This is a genomic window from Micromonospora sp. bgisy143, from assembly GCF_057708145.1.
This window is the reverse complement of sequence record NZ_JBYIRN010000006.1, coordinates 159,317-175,204: the sequence shown is the minus strand read 5'-3', so window position 1 is coordinate 175,204 and position 15,888 is coordinate 159,317. Positions and strand designations below refer to the sequence as shown.

At 75.0% G+C, this 15,888-nt stretch carries 10 protein-coding genes; 3 read left to right on the top strand and 7 right to left on the bottom strand.

The window, feature by feature from the left end:
- Positions 1 to 2: 2 nt before the first annotated feature.
- The 4 genes from AC3EN4_RS11105 to AC3EN4_RS11090 form a co-directional block, all read right to left on the bottom strand.
- The gene (locus AC3EN4_RS11105) at positions 3 to 2,099 is read right to left on the bottom strand and encodes an APC family permease (RefSeq protein ID WP_435205849.1); all 2,097 of its coding nucleotides are present in this window, start codon (positions 2,097 to 2,099) and stop codon (positions 3 to 5) included.
- A gap of 87 nt (positions 2,100 to 2,186) precedes the next feature.
- The gene (locus tag AC3EN4_RS11100; RefSeq protein ID WP_435205848.1) at positions 2,187 to 2,588 is read right to left on the bottom strand and encodes a hypothetical protein; all 402 of its coding nucleotides are present in this window, start codon (positions 2,586 to 2,588) and stop codon (positions 2,187 to 2,189) included.
- 367 nt (positions 2,589 to 2,955) lie between these two features.
- Positions 2,956 to 3,726 carry a DUF5995 family protein gene (locus AC3EN4_RS11095; RefSeq protein WP_422740413.1) on the bottom strand — a complete coding sequence of 257 codons (771 nt, stop codon included), beginning with the start codon at positions 3,724 to 3,726 and terminating at the stop codon, positions 2,956 to 2,958.
- Positions 3,727 to 3,862: 136 nt separating this feature from the next.
- Positions 3,863 to 6,763: a helix-turn-helix transcriptional regulator gene (locus tag AC3EN4_RS11090; RefSeq protein WP_435205846.1), complete on the bottom strand. Its 2,901-nt coding sequence runs from the start codon at positions 6,761 to 6,763 to the stop codon at positions 3,863 to 3,865.
- Between the two features lie 193 nt (positions 6,764 to 6,956).
- On the opposite strand from AC3EN4_RS11090, the gene AC3EN4_RS11085 reads away from it, so the two are divergent.
- Positions 6,957 to 9,014, top strand: coding sequence for an AAA family ATPase (locus tag AC3EN4_RS11085; protein WP_435205845.1), 2,058 nt, complete (start codon positions 6,957 to 6,959; stop codon positions 9,012 to 9,014).
- 86 nt (positions 9,015 to 9,100) lie between these two features.
- Here AC3EN4_RS11085 and AC3EN4_RS11080 read toward each other — a convergent pair whose 3' ends face one another.
- Entirely contained in the window at positions 9,101 to 9,919 is an 819-nt protein-coding gene (locus AC3EN4_RS11080; RefSeq protein WP_435205844.1) for a class I SAM-dependent methyltransferase, read from the bottom strand.
- Between the two features lie 105 nt (positions 9,920 to 10,024).
- On the opposite strand from AC3EN4_RS11080, the gene AC3EN4_RS11075 reads away from it, so the two are divergent.
- Positions 10,025 to 13,306, top strand: a complete 3,282-nt coding sequence (locus AC3EN4_RS11075; protein ID WP_435205843.1) for an ATP-binding protein — start codon at positions 10,025 to 10,027, stop codon at positions 13,304 to 13,306.
- 95 nt (positions 13,307 to 13,401) lie between these two features.
- A complete protein-coding gene (locus AC3EN4_RS11070) occupies positions 13,402 to 14,094 on the top strand; it encodes a hemerythrin domain-containing protein (RefSeq protein WP_435205842.1) in 693 nt (230 codons plus the stop codon).
- Between the two features lie 46 nt (positions 14,095 to 14,140).
- On the opposite strand, the gene AC3EN4_RS11065 is transcribed toward AC3EN4_RS11070, so the two are convergent.
- Together AC3EN4_RS11065 and AC3EN4_RS11060 are read right to left on the bottom strand one after the other, a co-directional pair.
- On the bottom strand, positions 14,141 to 14,707 hold the full coding sequence (locus AC3EN4_RS11065) for a dienelactone hydrolase family protein (protein ID WP_435205841.1): 567 nt from the start codon (positions 14,705 to 14,707) through the stop codon (positions 14,141 to 14,143).
- Positions 14,708 to 14,762: 55 nt separating this feature from the next.
- Positions 14,763 to 15,872, bottom strand: coding sequence for a nucleotide disphospho-sugar-binding domain-containing protein (locus tag AC3EN4_RS11060; RefSeq protein WP_435205840.1), 1,110 nt, complete (start codon positions 15,870 to 15,872; stop codon positions 14,763 to 14,765).
- Positions 15,873 to 15,888 lie beyond the last annotated feature (16 nt).

The following is a 15,888-nucleotide window of genomic DNA, read 5'->3' as shown; positions in this document are numbered from 1 at the left end:
CGTCACCCGCCGACGTGGATGCCGGGACGGCGCAGCGGGTCCGGCTCGGTACGACGGATGATCTCCCGCACCACCGGTGGGGTGTCCCCCTGCCCCAGGATCAGGTAGCGCAGCAGGTGCGTGATCGGGCTGCCCTCGGACCACTCGAAGTGCGCGTGCGGCCGTACCCCGGTCGCGTCCCGCAGCGCCAGCAGGATCGCGGCGATCGCGTTCGGCGCGGCCGCGCTGCTGGCCCGCAGCACCCGGAAACCGCCCACCTCGACCCCGTGCACCCGCAGCACCTGGCTGAACCCCGACGGGTCCACCACGTCGATCTCCAGGAACAGCACGTCGGACGCGCCGGGCACCGGGTTCATGCCCCGCTGCGCCCGCTCCTTGATCGTGTACTCCTTCTGCGACCCGCCCTGGCGCTTGTTCGCGATCAGGTGCAACTGCCCGTCATGGGCCAGCGACTCGGTGATGAACCGGCGGGCCGCCTCGTCGAACTCGATCCGTTCGGCGCGCAACTCGGTGGTCCGGGTGACCCGCGAGACCAGCGACACCGCGATGATGCCGAGGATGAACAGCGCCGAGATGGTGATCCCGTCCGGCTTCTCGATGACGTTCTCCACCAGGGCGTACACCAGGACCAGCGTCAGCACGGTGAACCCGATGGCGCCGCCGCGCTGGCGGCTCCGGACCGCCGAGATGGCCACCGCCACCGCGCCGGAGACCATCATCGCCAGGATGCCCGTGGCGTACGCGCCGGCCTGGGCGTTGACGTCGGCGCGGAAGGCGACCGTGATGGCGACGCTGACGACCGTGTAGACGATCACCACCGGGCGCACCGCGCGGGCCCACTCCGGGGCCATGCCGTACGAGGGCAGGTAGCGGGGCACGATGTTGATCAACCCGGCCATCGCCGAGGCACCGGCGAACCACAGGATGAGCACGCTGCTCAGGTCGTAGACGGTGCCGAACACCTCACCGAGGTAGGTGTGCGCCAGATAGGCCAGCGCCCGCCCGTTCGCCGCCCCACCCGGCCGGAACTCGGCGGCCGGAACGAGCGCGGTGGTCACGAACGTCGTCGAGATGAGGTACACCGACATGATGAGCGCGGCGGTGGTGAGCAACCGCCGGGTGTTCCGGATCCGGGCGGCGAGCCGGGCCTGCCGGTCCGGACCGTCGGCCGCCACCAGGGGCATCATGCTGACCCCGGTCTCGAAGCCGGACAACCCCAGCACCAGCAGCGGAAAGGCCAACACGGCGGTGAGCAGCACACCGCCCGGGCCACCGCCGTCCGCCGTCAACGCCGTCGTCCAGTCCGACACGATGCCCGGGTCGCCCACGATCCGGGCCAGCGCGACCACCACGATCACCGCGTTGAGCACGAGGAACACGGCCACCAACGGGATGGCGACCACCACCGCCTCCCGGAAGCCCAGCAGGAACACCCCACCCAGGACGAGCAGCAGCGCCACGGTGACCAGCACCGGCACCGCCGGGCCGTGCAGGGCGTCCGGCAGGTACGGGTTCTCCAGCAGGTGCACGGTGGCGTCGGCCGAGGACAGGGTGATCGTGATGATCCACGAGGTGGCCACGAACCCGAGCAACACCAGCACGAAGATCTTGCCCCGCCAGAACGGCAGCAGGCGTTCCAGCATCGCCACCGAACCCTGCCCGTGCGGGCTCTCCCGGGCCACCCGCCGGTACATGGGCAACATGCCGAACAGGGTCAGCGCGACGATCAGCAGGGTCGCCAGCGGAGACAGCGCGCCGGCGGCCACCGCCGCGATGCCCGGCAGGTACGACAGGGTGGAGAAGTAGTCCACGCCGGTCAGGCACATCACCTGCCACCAGGCGTGCCTGCGGTTCTGCCCCTCGCTCGTCTCCGGGCCCGGCGGCTGCACCTGATGCTCGAAGAGCCACCGCCGCAGCGGGCTGGCCGGCGGCGTCGCGCGGGCCGGGCTGTCCACCCGCTCCGGCACCACGACGCCCTGCCGACCGCCCGGGTGCGGCCGGGCCGGGTCGCGGGCCGCGCGCAGCGCCGGGTCCGGCCCGCTGGGCGTGTGGCGTCGTCCGCCCCAGCGTCGCGGTCTCGCCCGGTGCTCGTCAGCCATCGCCCGTCCCACCCTCGCAGGTCCTGATCCGACCGTAGGTGCCAGCCCACGGCCCGAGCGGCCGAACCGAGCAGGTAACCGGGCGGCTCAGGGCAGGTCCGGTCGGGCGAGCAGCCGAGCCAGGGCCGCCGGGTCGGCGACGGTGACCGTGACCGCCGGGTGCCGGGGCCAGCCGCCGGGCGCCAGGGCCGGCACCGGTACGCCGAAGCGCACGCAGACCCCGGCGGCGGTGCTGCTGCCGAAACTCACGCCGCCGTCGACCAGCGACAGGTGCGGGCCGATCACCCGCCACCACCGGTACGGCCCGGCGACCTCCACCCCGAGCACGTTGTCCCGGCCGGTGCGCAGCCGCCACGGCCCGTACCGGATCGTCAGGTCCCGGTCGTCGACGGCGACCCAGGCCGTCGCCGGCCGGACCCCCAGCAGCGCCAGTACCGGACGGAACGCCACGTCGAACCGGAACGGGAACCGGACCGGAGCGTCGGTCATCGGGCGCCCGGCCGGGCAGCGGGCCGCGACACCGGGCCCCCCGGGCGCAGCGGACCGGGCCGCGCGGGACGAGGTCGGGCGGCGGGACGACGCCGGGCCAGGACGGTCATGGCGCGGGCGTACCCGGAACACGCCGGCCGACACCCGTGGATGTTCCGCTCCCGCCGCTCCCCCGCCGCCGGCCGGCACCCCCCGGGCCGGCCGACGACGGCAGACGGTCGACACCCCCCCGGGCCGACCGGCTGACTTCCCAGGCCGCCGCCGGTGGGTGCCGACGGGCCGCGCGGGTAGGTGGAGCGGGCGGGGCGGATTGCGCCCCCGCGCTCCGCCGCCCCCACGGGCGGAGCGCGGGGACCCCCCGTCCCGGCTACTGCAGGAACGCCCCGAGGGGCGAGAGCAGCAACCGTCCGAGCGCAGCGGCGTTGTCGTCCAGCCGCAGACGCTCACACTCTCGGGCGTCCGGATCGTGCCGGCACCGCCAGATCTTCTGCGCGTTGCGCCAGGCGACATCGCGGGTGTACTCGACCAGTTCCCCCTGGTACCAGTCGTCGATGTCGCCGTTGAGCATGTCGATGAGCAGCTGCCACCGCTCCAGGTAACCCCGGCGCAGACCGGGGATCTTGTCGGCGAAGATGTTGTTGATCTCGAGGTAGTCGTGGTGCTGGTCGGTCCCGTCGACCGGCTCCGACTCGAGATGGTCGAACGTCGTCACCAACGCGAACGGCAGGTCGAAGTTGATGTGCGCGTTCACACCGGCCGCCGCCGAGGGCAGCGGACGGGCGTCCGGCCCGCGCATCCGCTCGAACAGACACGACCAGGCCTTCGGCGTCCCCGGGCTGGAGTCGGTCCAGAGCCGCAGGGCGTCGAAGTAGCGGGCCGCGAACTCGACGTCCAGCCGGGAGAGGAAGACCGGGTCGACGAACCGGTCGTCGTACAGGCCGTCCAGCACACTGCTGGTGATCGTCAGGTAGAGCTTGTTGAAGTCGGCGAGCGGGCAGCTCTCCTCCAACGGAGGCAACCGCACCAGCAGATCCTGAAGCTTGGTGAGATGGTCGACCACCGCCGGCACGTCCGCCGGGTGATCGGCGAGCAGGTCGACGATGTCCCGGTGCACGGGCCCCCAGACCGGTTCGGTCATCTCTCCTCCATCATGGTCGTTGCGCCCCCGCGACGCCGTCGACGGGGCACAGCCTTTCAGCCGGCAACCGCCGCCGGGATCAGTAGAACGACGTATCCCCGGCGCACACCGGCGCCGGGGATACGTAGTGGTGTGGTCAGCCGCGTGCGTTGCGCAGGTGGATCGCGCTGGCCTGCACGCGGGTACGGACCTGGAGTTTGTCGAAGATGTGCGACACGTGCACGCCGATGGTCCGCTCGCTGATGAACAGCCGCTGCCCGATCTCCCGGTTGGTCAACCCCTCGGCGACGAGCGCGAGCACCTCCCGCTCCCGCGCGGTGAGCGTCGCCAACTCGTCGTCGGCGGGCTCGACCGACCCGGCGGCGCGCGTGCCGTCGGCGCTGTCCCGCTCCTCAAGGGACACCCGGGCCCGCCCGGCCAACTCGCGGATCTCCGAGGTCAGCGGCACCGCACCCAGCCCCTGCGCCACCCGGTACGCCTCCCGCAGCAGCTTGCCCGCGGTGGCCACCCGGCTGCGCCGGGCCAGCAGGGCCTCGGCCTGACGCAGCCGCGAGTACGCCGCCGGGTACGGGTGGTTACGCCGGTCCCACTCGGCGACCGAGGCGGCCCACAGCTCCGGGTCGCTGCCATCGAGGCGGCTCACCTCGGCGGCGCACAGGGCCAGGAAGCCGTCCACCACCGACCGCACCGGGCGGGCCGCGGACGCGCTCTTGCGGGCGACCCGCTCGGCCACGTCCCGCAGGCGACGTACCGCCGTCGGGTCCACCTCGACGGTGCGACTCGCGTGCGCCTCCGCCTCGGCGCGCAACCCGTGCCAGACCAGCGCGGACAGGATCGTCACGTCGTCCGACCGGCTCTCGGTGAGACCCCGCTGCACGGCCTGCCGCGCCACGTCGTGCCGGCCCTCCCACATCGACAGGCCGGCGCGCAGGGTGAGCAGCGGGATGACGTGGCGGGCACCACCGCCGGCCAGCACGGTCGCCACCGCGTCGAGGTCCCGGTCGGCGGCGGCGATGTCGCCGTAGCCCACCGACAGCCGGCAGCGGGCCAGCAGCAGCTCGACGGCGTCCGCTCCGGACGGTCGGTGCCGCAGCGCCGCCGCCACCACCTTCTCCGCCTCGGCCCACTGGCCCACCCGGAACAACCCGTTGGTGGCGATGGCCAACAGCCGGGTCTCGTAGGTACGGCCCAGGCCCAGCTCGGCCACCCGCTCGGCACCCCGGCGGGCCACCACCACACCCTCCTCGAGGATGTTCAGCGGCCCGGTCAACAACTCCGCCAGGTGCAGGTACGCGCAGGCCACGTCCTCCGGCTGGCCGGAACGCTCGGCGGTCTCCAGGGCCTGGCGCACGACGGCCAGCCCGGCGTCCGGGTCCTCCAGGTACGCGTCGCTGAAACCGAGCGCCGAGCTGGCGAGCACCACCTCGGTGGTGGACCCCTCCACCTCGGCGGCCAACGCCAGCGCCTCCCGGGCACGCCGGCCCGCGTCGGCGTACCGGCCCAGGTGCAGCAACAACTCGGCGAGCCGAGCGGCGGCGGTGGCCCGGTCCCGTGGGGAGCAGTCCGCCGCGTCGAGGGCCCGCTCGTACTCCTTCTCCGCGAGGGCGGAACGCCCCGCGGCGGCCAGATACCGCGCCCGGCGGATGTGCAGCGCGCAGCTCGGCCCGCCGCCCCGCACGGCGGCCAGCTCCTCCAGCAACGCCAACGCCCGGGCGTGCTCACCGCTGTGGTGGGCCGCCTCGGCCGCGTTGCCGAGCAGCTCGACCCGGTCCACCTCCGGCGCGGCGGAGTCGCCGGCGAGCTGCAACGCGGCCGTCCAGTGCCGGTGCGCCTCGGCGTAACCGTGCAGGCGCTCGGCCTCCTGCGCGGCGCCCACCGCGGCGGGCAACGCCCGCGCCGGCTCGCCGGCCAGCCGCCAGTGATGCGCCAGCCGGGCCTGATGCAGCTCGCCCGGCGCCGCGGTCAGCGCCTCGGCGTAGCGGCGGTGCAGCCCGGAGCGTTCGGCGGGCAGCAGCTCGTGCGCCAGCACCTCGGCGACGAGCCGGTGCCGCAGCCGGTAGCCGTCGTCGGCGCTGACCAGCAACCGGTGCGCGACCGCGGCCCGGGCGGCCTCGATCAGCTCGCCGTCGGGAAGCCGCAGCACCTCGGCCAGCAGCCAGTGCTGCACGGGCTCGACACCGGCGGCCACGGCGTGCACCACGGCGTGCGCGTGCTGCGGCAGGGCGTCGACCCGGTCGAGGAAGATCTCCCGCAGCGTCTCGGACAGCCCGTCCCGCCCGTCGCGCAGGTCGCGGGCCAGCTCCTCGATGACGAACGGGTTGCCGCCACTGCGCTGCCAGACCTGCTCGGCCGCCTCGACGGGAAGCGGCCGGCCCACCACGGCTGCGGCGAGCTGTTCGGTGCCGGCACGGTCCAGCGGTGACAGGTCGAGCACCCGGACCGTCCGGAGCCGACGCAGCTCGGTGAGCACCCGGCGCAGCGGATGCGCGCCCTGCAACGACTCGGCGCGGACCGCGGCCAACACCGAGAGTTGCAGGTCACCCAGGCCGGCCAGCAGGTACAGCAGGAGCTGCCGGGTGCTGCGGTCGACCCACTGCAGGTCGTCGAGGATCAGCACCAGCGGTCGTCCCTCGGCGATCAGGTGCAGACCCCGGGAGACCCGCTCCAGCAGGGTGCCCGCGCCGTCCGGGCCGCCGGTCTCGTCGGCGAACACCTGCAACAGCCCACGCACGGCCGAGGAGGTGCGCGCCTGCGCGGCGGTCAGGTCGGCGTCGAAGCGCCGCAGCGCCTGGAGCAGCGGGTGCAGTGGCGAGGCGTCGCCGATGTCCAGGCAACTGCCGGTCAACACCAGCGCGCCTGTCTCGCGCAGCCGGGTGCCGACCTCGCCGAGGATCCGGGTCTTGCCCACACCGCTCTCGCCGGTCAGGAAGACGGCGGCCGTCTGTCCCTGTGCCACGTCACCGAGCAGCGCCGACCGAACCGTCTGCACCAGCTCGGTCCGGCCCACGAGCGGTGCGGTGTCCACATCGCTGGCCATGGCACGCAGCCTAATCACACGCCCCCGGACCGTTCTACGGCCATCTGCCGCTTGTGGTACTCCTCGCGTCGACATTGCGACTAAAGGTTGCGGGTGGCCGACATACGTCGTTCTGCCGATCCCCCGTCAGCCCAGGGATGCCAATCTCCGAGGGTCATCAGCCCATCACCTGGGAAGGTCGGGTGCGCCACCCATGATCACTATCGTCGCCGACCCGCCACGGACCGACCGCCCACACTGGCCGGTGCCCGAGGAACGACGCACGGTCAGCGTGCTCTTCGCCGACATCGTCGGCTCCACGGCACTTGTCGACCAGCTCGACCCGGAGGACGTCCGGGCGCTGCAACGGGCCTACTTCGAGCGGGTCGCCGGGGTGCTGCGCCGCTGGCACGGGGTGGTCGAGAAGTACGTCGGCGACGCGGTGATGGCGCTGTTCGGGGCACGGCACTCCGACGGCTTCGACGCGTACCGGGCGGTGCGGGCGGGGCTGGAGATCCAGGCCGCGCTGGACCGCCGGCCGATCCTCGGCGACATCACCCTGCGGGTACGCGTCGGCATCGCCACCGGCGAGGTGGTGGTCGACCTGGCCGACGCGGTCAGCGGCGGCCACGGCGTGGCCAGCGGCGCGGTGATCACCACCGCGGCCCGCCTACAGGGGTACGCGGCACCGGGCGGCGTCGCGTTGTGCGCGGCCACCGCGCGGGCCACCGCCGGACTCATCGTCCAGCGTCAACTCGCGCCGATGCCGGTGGCCGGCCGGTTGGCGCCGATGCCCGTGTGGCACGCCACCGGTCCCGCCCGACCTGGCGCGGACCGGCACGACGGTCCACTCATCGGGCGTCGCCGCGAACTGGCCGGCATCGGCGAGCAGGTGGGTGGGGCACTGCGGGCACGCGAACCGCTGTGGGTCTCCCTCGTCGGCCCGAGCGGCAGCGGCCGCAGCCGGTTGCTGCACGAGCTGAGCCGGACGCTGCGCACGGTGGACGGGGTACCGGTGCGCTGGTGCGTGGTGGGTTGCCCGCCGTACCCCGATCAGGTCCTCGCTCCGGTCGCCGAACTGGTCCGCGTCCTGGCCGGAATCCGTCCCGGCGACGGCCCGGCGGCGGTCCGCGCCCGCCTGACCGCCGCTCTGACGCCGCTGTACCCGCCGGACCGCGTCGCGGCGGCGGTGCCGGCGCTGCACGGGCTGTTGGCCAACCCGGACGCCTCGGCCGAGGCGGTGGCCGCCGCCGCGCTCTGCCGCGACGTCCTGCTGCGGCTGGCCGCCGACCGGCCGCTGGTGGTGGCGGTGGACGATGTGGACCGTGCCGCTCCGGCGGTGAGCCGCTTCCTGCACGACCTGTTCGGCGCGGCCACGGCGCGCGGCGTGCCGCTGGCTGTGCTCACCGTGCACCAGCCGCAGTGGGCCGACACCCGGCCGGGCCCGGCCCGGCGGGTGCCGATCCGCCCATTGGCCGCCGTCCAGTCCGGTCGCCTGCTGCGTCACCTGCTGGCCCGCGCCGGGCAGCCGGTGGCCCTGGTCGACCGACTGTTACCGCTGGTCGGTGGCCGGCCCGGGCACGCTGCCGCGTACGTCGCCTCGATCACGTCGGGCGCGGACCCGGTGACTCTGCCCGAGCCGGTACGTCGCAGTGCCAGCGCCGAACTGGACCGGCTCGGCGGTGACGGCCGGGCGGTGCTGATGGCCGCCGGCACCCTCACCGGTCCGCTCTCCGGCTCGACCGTCGACCGGGCTCTCGGGTGGGTGCCGGGGCGGTCCGCTCCCCTGCTGCGCGCCCTCGTCTCCGCCGGACTGCTGCGCGACGACCGCGCCCGTGGCTACGCGTTCGTCGCGCCGGCGCTGCGTCAGGTCGCCGCCGAGCGCCTTCCCCACGCGATGCGCGCCGTGCTCAGAAGGCGGGCCGGCGCGAGTGCGGCGTCCGACGCCACCGGCGCTCTCGTGGCGCTGCCGGCAGCCGGTCAGCAGCGGCGCGTGTCCACCCCGGCGGTGGCGACGCCGAACCGCCCGCCGGTGCTCCGGCCGCTCCGGGCCGCCCCGGCCGCCGGGCCCGCCGCGCCGACCGGTGCGGTCGACCGCCCGCCGGTCCGTCGCCGACTACGCGTGGTCACCGGGGCCGACGGGCCGCCGACCCGGCCGAGCATGCAGGTGTCCGTCGGCCAGAACCGGGCGGCGATCCGCGCGAGCGGCGTCCGGACCGGATTCCGATTACCGGTGACGCTCGCGCCGGGCGACCTGGCCGCCTCGGCCTGACGGCGGGCCGGGCGGTGACGCTCTCCCCGGGCGACCTGGCCGCCTCGGCCTGACGGCGACGTCCCCGGCGGTGGCGGGCCGCCGTGCTACGGCACCGAGGCCGACGCCAGCAGCGCGGCGGTGGGCAGGGCCAGCAGCCCGTCCGCGCCACGGTAGGCGGCGGTCAGCTCGTCGTAGGCGGCACGGATGCGGGCGAGCACGGCCGGCGGCTGGGCCTCCATCACCAGCCCCGGTCCGCTGATGCCGTTCGCCGGGCCGCTCCACCAGGCCTCGGGGTTGGTGCGGTGCACCCAGGTGACCGTCTCGCAGCGCACGTCGGCGAGGCCGGCCGCGTCGAGCAGGCCCGCCAACCCCTGCACGGTACGGGGGAAGTTCCGGTCCGGGTCGACCGTCGGCACGGGCGCGGCCGGTGCCACCCCGGCGGCGGCGAACACCTCGCCCCACAGCCGCTGCGCCTGCGGCGGCGGGTGCGGCCACGTCGTCACGGCGATCCGACCCGCGGACCGCACGACCCGCCGCAGCTCGGTGATCGCGGCGGCCGGATCGCCCACATGGTTGATCACGAAGTTCGCCACCGCCGCGTCGAACCGGCCGGTGCCGAACGGGAGGCGCGGCAGCGCCGCGAGGCGTACCTGCTCGGCGTCCGGAAGGCGACGGCGCGCCAGGTCCACCATGCTGGGCTCCGCATCGACCGCCACCACGCGCGCGCCGCGCACGCACGCCAGAGCGGCGACGGTCCCCGATCCGGTGCCGACGTCGAGCAGCCGGCTGCCGACGCCGACGCCCGCGGCGTCCAGCAACGATCGGGCGGGATGCGCGCACAGCAGCGCGAAACTGCCGTCGAACGCCACCGCCCGCCCGGCCCACCGCCGCCGCTCGTGCTCGTCGAAGGCGGTCGTCGCCACAGCCGTACCCCCATGGATCGTTACGGTGCCCCACCGTAACGGAGTCCCGGGGGTTCGGTGGGGACGGCGGATCGCCCGACGCCGGTGACTAGGATTGACGCAGTCATGCTGCTACGGGTGCTCGGGCCGCTCGAGGTCGACGTCGACACCGGCGGACCGACCGACCTCGGCGGCCCCCGTCAACGCGCCGTGCTCGCGCTGCTGCTGGCCGCCCGCGGCGAGGTCGTCTCCGTCGGCCGGATGATCGAGCTGCTGTGGCGGGGGGATCCGCCGCCACGGGCGATCGCTTCCCTCCAGGCGTACGTCTCACACCTGCGGCGCGTGCTGGAGCCGACCCGCGAGCGTCGCGCGCCGGCGCGGTACCTGGTCACCGTGCCACCCGGGTACGCCCTGCGGGTGCCGGCCGACGCCGTCGACGCCGGCCGGTTCGAGTCGCTGCTGACCGAGGCCCGTACGGTCGGCAGCACCGACCCGGAGCACGCACGCCGGCTGTTGCGCACCGGGCTCGACCTGTGGCGCGGCCCGGCGTACGCCGAGTTCGCGGCCGAGCCGTGGGCGCAGCCGGAGGTCATGCGGCTTCAGGAGCTGCGCCTGGTCGCCCGGGAGCTGCTGGTCGACGTGACCGTGCGCGGCGGTGACCCCGCCGAGGCGGTGCCGGAGGCCGAGGCGCTGACCCGCCAGGCGCCGCTGCGGGAGGAGGGCTGGCGGCTGCTGGCGTTGGCGTTGTGGCGGACCGGCCGGCAGGGGGACGCCCTCGCCGCGCTGCGGCGGGCCCGGGCGACCCTGGCGGACCAGCTCGGCCTGGACCCGGGGCCGGCGCTGGCCGAGGTCGAGTCCGCGATCCTGGGCCAACGCCTGGACCTGCTCCCGCCGGCTGCCGCGACGACGCCCGCGGACGCCGGACGGCCGGAGGAGACGTTCGTCGGGCGGGAGGCCGAACTCGCGGCTCTCGGGCAGGCAGCCGCCGAGGCGCGGGCGCGTGGGCCGCGCGTCGCGCTGGTCAGCGGGGAGGCCGGCGCCGGCAAGACGCGGCTGCTCAGCCGGTTCGCCGAGGACCTGACCGCCGCCGGCTGGCTGGTCGCCCTGGGCCGCTGCCCCGAGGTCGAGGGCGCCCCACCGGCCTGGGCGTGGGTCGAAGCGCTGCGCCAGCTCGCCCGCGAGACGCCGCCCGGTGCGCTCGCGCCGGCGCTGGCGCCGCTGCTGGCCGAGGGTGACGGGGACCTCGGCGGGGACGTCACCGCCGGACGGTTCCGGCTGCACCGTGCCGTCGCCGCCTGGTTGGACGCCGCGGCCGCCGGCCGGCCGGTCGCCGTCGTGCTCGACGACCTGCACGCCGCGGACGCCGAGACGCTGCTGCTGTTGACCAGCGTGACCGGGACGACCGTGGGCGCGGTGCTGTTCGTGGCGGCGTTACGACCCGCCGACAACACCGAACGACTCGCCGACACCATGGCCGTCCTGGCCCGCCGGTCACCCCACCGGATCGCGCTGCGCGGTCTGACGACACCCGAGGTCGAACGGCTGCTCGGCGCGCTGGCCCGGACCACCGTCGACCCGGACACCGTGGCCGCGCTGGCCGAACGCACCGGCGGCAACCCGTTCTACGTCCGCGAGTCGGCCCGGTTGCTCGCCGCCGAGGGCACCCTGGTCGCCACCTCGGAGGTGCCCGAGGGTGTCCGCGACGTGCTGCGCCGGCGACTCGCCCATCTGCCGTCCGCAGCGGTGTCGGTGCTGCGCCTGACCGCGACCGTGGGGCGGGAGGCGGACGTACGGACCCTCGTCGACGCCGCCGGCAGCGACGAGAGCGTCGTGCTGGGCGGGCTGGAAGCCGGGCTGAGCGCCGGACTGCTCACCGAGCCGGCGCCGGGACGGGTCCGCTTCGTCCACGGTCTGGTCTGCGACACCATCTACCGCGACCTGCCGCAGCTACGTCGCACCCGCCTGCACGCCCGGATCGCGGCCGTCACCCGCCGGCTGCACCCGGACGACTATCCGGCCCTGGCGTACCACTACTCGCGTGCCGCGTCGCCGGACACCGCGCCGCTGGCCGTCGAGTACGCCGTCCGCGCCGCCGAGCTGGCCGAACGCCGGTACGCGTACGACACCGCGATCGAACTGCTCGACAACGCCGTCGACGCCGCCGCGTCGGTGCCCGGGGACCGGGACGCGCTCCGGGTCGACCTGCTGGGCCGGCTGCTGCGCGCCCAGGCCCGGGCCGGCGCCGTGGCCGCCGCCCAACAGAGCCGGACCCGGGCCGTGGACATCGCCGTCGCGGCCGGCCGCGACGAGCTGCTCGTCGCGGCCTTCACCGCGTGGACCGTCCCGAGCCCCTGGCTGCGCCACCAGTACGGCGCCGTGGACCACACCGCCGTCGAACTGCTCACGCGGTTGTTGCGCACCGACCACCTGGACCCGGTCACCCGGTGCCGGCTGCTGGACGCGCTCGCCACCGAGCTGGACGGTGAGGCGGACCCGCGCGGCGTGGCGGCCGGCCGGGAGGCCCTGGCGATCGCCCGGCGGCTGGACGACCCCGAGCTACGGGCCCTCGGCCTGGCCGCCCGGGCCCGCACCCTGAACTACGAGCTGGCGGCGCCGCAGCGCCTGGAGCTGGCGCGGGAGCTGCGGGACCTGGCCGACGCGCACGGCCTGGTGACCTGGCGCTGGGTCGCCGAGCAGCTGGTCGGGCACTGCGCCGCCGCGCTCAACGATCCGGAGCAGCTGACCGCCAGCGTCGTCCGGCAGGGCCGGTTGGCCGAGACGTACCAGCTCAAGGAGGCCCAGGTTCTCCACCTGTGCTCCCTGGCCGTGCTGGCGCACGTCGCCGGTGACTTCGGGACCGCGCGACGGCACTACGACGAGGTCGCCGAGCAGATGCGGCGGCAGGGATCGCTGCACGCCGAGGCCTTCCACTACTTCGCCGTGGCGACCCTGCTGATGAGCCAGGGCCGGTTCGGCGAGCACGTGGAGGCGACCCGCCGGATGCGGCCGTCGCTGGGGCCGATCGTGGACGACCTGCTGGCGTTGGCGTTGATCGAGAGCGGTCGGGTGGACGAGGCCCGGGCCATGCCGATCGGCCGGCACACCTACCGCCCCGACTACTTCCAGTCGTCCCTGCTGAGCGTACGGGCGATGGTCATCGTGGCGCTGGGCCGGCGGGATCTGGCGCAGCCGGTGATCGACGCGCTGCTCCCGTTCCGTGATCAACTGGCCGGGCTCTCCACCACGGCGGCCGTGGTGCGACCCGTCGCGCTGACCCTCGGGGAGCTGTTCCGGCTGACGGGTCGCACTGACGAGGCGGTCCGGCACTTCGAGCTGGCGGCCACCCTGGCCCGCCGATGGGGGTCGCCGCACTGGCTGACCCAGGCGACGACGGCGCTGGCCGGCTGACTGGCACCGGTTCTCCAAGTGGGTTTCAAGTGGTTGTCAAGTGGCGGCGCGAATGATCGTCCTGTTCGACCCACCGAACCCTTGGAAAGGGCACCGTGAACCAGACCCACCAGGAAGCGATGGCCGACGTCCGCGACATGTACATGGTGCACATCATGTTCCGTCGCGAACTCGGCCTGCTCCCTCAGCTCGTCCGCGGCGTACGGCCGGGGGACGCGAAGCGCGCGGACCTCGTCGGCGCCCACGCCGCGCTCCTGTGCCGGCAGTTGCACCTGCACCACGAGGGCGAGGACCTGTTCCTCTGGCCGCTGCTCGCCGAGCGCGGTGGCGCGGAGGCGGCGGCCGTCGTTCCCGCGATGCAGGCCCAGCACCACGCGATCGAGCAGGCGTACGAGGCGGTCGTCGCCCTGCTCCCCGCATGGCGTCACACCGGACAGGACGGCGCGGCGGTGGCCGACGCCATGGAGCAGCTGCGCGCTGCGGCCGTCGAGCACATGGCCCTGGAGGAGGCCGAGATCCTGCCGCTGGCGCAGCGGTACGTCACCGCGGCCGAATGGGCCAAGCTCGGCGAGCACGGGCTGAACGACACCCCCAAGAAGGACCTGCCGCTGATCTTCGGGATGGGGATGTACGAGGGTGACCCTGCGGTGATCAAGGCGGTGCTCTCGCACGCCCCGCTGCCGGCACGGCTGCTCATGCCGATCATCGCACCACGCCTCTACCGCACGTACGCCAAGCGCGTCCACGGCACGGCCACGCCTCCGCGCATCGGCGCGAACGCGAGGTGAACGGTCGGCTGGTGCAGGCGACCATGCCGACGAGGGGGTGGCGCGGTCAGGCGTCGGCCAGGAAGGCCAGCACCCGGGGCCAGGCCGCAGCGGCGGCCTCCGGGGCGTACTCGGTCAGATCCGGGTCGGTGAACAGGTGGCCCACGCCGGGGTAGCGGAACACCGTCAGGTCGGCGCCGGCGGCGGTCATCGTCCGCTGCCACTCGTCCACCTCGTCCGGCGCGTCGTACGGGTCCGGGTCGGCGACGTGCAACTGCACGGGTAGGCCGGGCCGGACCACGTCCGGCGCGCCGCCGGTGCCGTGCAGCAGGAGCAGGCCGGCGGCGTCGGGGCGTTCGGCGAGCAGCGCCCCGGCCACCCCGGAGCCCATCGAGAAGCCGGCGAGGACCGCCTGCGGCGGCAGGTCGCCCAGCGCGGCGCGCGCCCGGTCGAGCACCACCTCGTGGCCGATCTTGTCGAGCAGGGCGAAGCCCTCCTCGACGGTGTCGGCGGCGGGGACGCCGTACAGGTCGGGGGTGGTGACCTGGTGCCCGGCGGCGCGCAACCGGTCGGCGGCGGCGCGGACGGCCGGCCGCAGCCCGTACACGGAGTGGAACAGCACGACGTGTCGCATCCGGTCATCCTGCCGCCGCCGGGCCGCCGACCGGCGGGGACACGCGGGGGTGGGCTCAGACCAGGGCCGCCAGCCGGGCGACCAGGGCCGACGGCGGCGGCATCGCGGCGATCTCCTGGCTGACCTGTACGGCTGCGGTCCGCAGCGTCTCGTCGGTGAGCAGCCGGGTCAGGGTGCGCGCGGTGATGTCGGCGGGGCGCGACGCGATACCGGCGCCCCGGCGGGCCACCAGATCGGCGTTGTGCCGCCGGTCCCCCGGCCCGGTGGCGGCCAGCTGCGGCAGGCCGGCGGCGAGGGCGCCGAGCGCACTGCCCGCGCCGCCGTGGTGGACCAGCGCCGCGCTCGCCGGCAACGCCTCGTCGAGCGGGATCCAGTCGACCACCCGGACGTTGGCCGGCAACGGTCGGGCCGTCGTACGTCGGTCGGGTCGGACCAGCACGATCTCCGCGTCCACGTCGGGCGCGGCCGCGACCACGGCGGGCATCGGACCCCGGTCCCCGGGACCGGTCAGGGTGCTGCGGGTGACCAGGATGCGCGGTCGCGGACCCGGCTCGCGCAGCCAGGCCGGCAGCGTGCCGCCGCCGACGTAGGAGGTGTGGCGCATCGGCCAACCGTGCTGGGTCGCGACGCTGGGCGGCGCGACGGCGAGGGCGGCGGCCGGGGCGGGCAGCCCGGTCAGGCCGTGCCGGCGCAGCGCGGCGTCGAGCCGGGCGACGGTGGCCCGGACCAGCTCGCGGCCGTCGAAGAGGCTGTTCTCCTGCCGTATGGCCGGCACGTCCAGCCGGGCGGCGGCCACCGCCCCGGCGACCGCGAACGGCTCGTGCAGCACCAGGTCCGGTCGCCATCGCTCGGCCAGGGCGACGACCGGGTCGGTGAGCTGGTCGTTGAGCGCGCCGAAGAGCAGACCCGCGCCCCGGGTGCCCGCGGTGCCGGCCAGCTCGGCGCGGGCGATCAGCGGGTGGCGGGGGAAGACCCGCAGCGCGATCCGGCCGAAGTCGAAGCCCGGCGCGATGTCGTGTACGGCCAGCCCGGCGTCGGCGGCGGTCAGCGCGCCGCCACCGGTGGCCAGGACCACGTCGTGGCCGGCGTCGCGCAGCGCGACCGCCAGCGGCACCAGCGGGAAGGCGTGCCCGACCAGCGGGGCGGAGACCACCAGCACACGCATGGCCGCGATCCTATGT

Coding starts and splice junctions, on each gene's coding strand:
- AC3EN4_RS11105 (WP_435205849.1), bottom strand. CDS start 2,099: ATGGCTGACGAGCACCGGGCGAGACCGCGACGCTGGGGCGGACGACGC.
- AC3EN4_RS11100 (WP_435205848.1), bottom strand. CDS start 2,588: ATGACCGACGCTCCGGTCCGGTTCCCGTTCCGGTTCGACGTGGCGTTC.
- AC3EN4_RS11095 (WP_422740413.1), bottom strand. CDS start 3,726: ATGACCGAACCGGTCTGGGGGCCCGTGCACCGGGACATCGTCGACCTG.
- AC3EN4_RS11090 (WP_435205846.1), bottom strand. CDS start 6,763: ATGGCCAGCGATGTGGACACCGCACCGCTCGTGGGCCGGACCGAGCTG.
- AC3EN4_RS11085 (WP_435205845.1), top strand. CDS start 6,957: ATGATCACTATCGTCGCCGACCCGCCACGGACCGACCGCCCACACTGG.
- AC3EN4_RS11075 (WP_435205843.1), top strand. CDS start 10,025: ATGCTGCTACGGGTGCTCGGGCCGCTCGAGGTCGACGTCGACACCGGC.
- AC3EN4_RS11065 (WP_435205841.1), bottom strand. CDS start 14,707: ATGCGACACGTCGTGCTGTTCCACTCCGTGTACGGGCTGCGGCCGGCC.
- AC3EN4_RS11060 (WP_435205840.1), bottom strand. CDS start 15,872: ATGCGTGTGCTGGTGGTCTCCGCCCCGCTGGTCGGGCACGCCTTCCCG.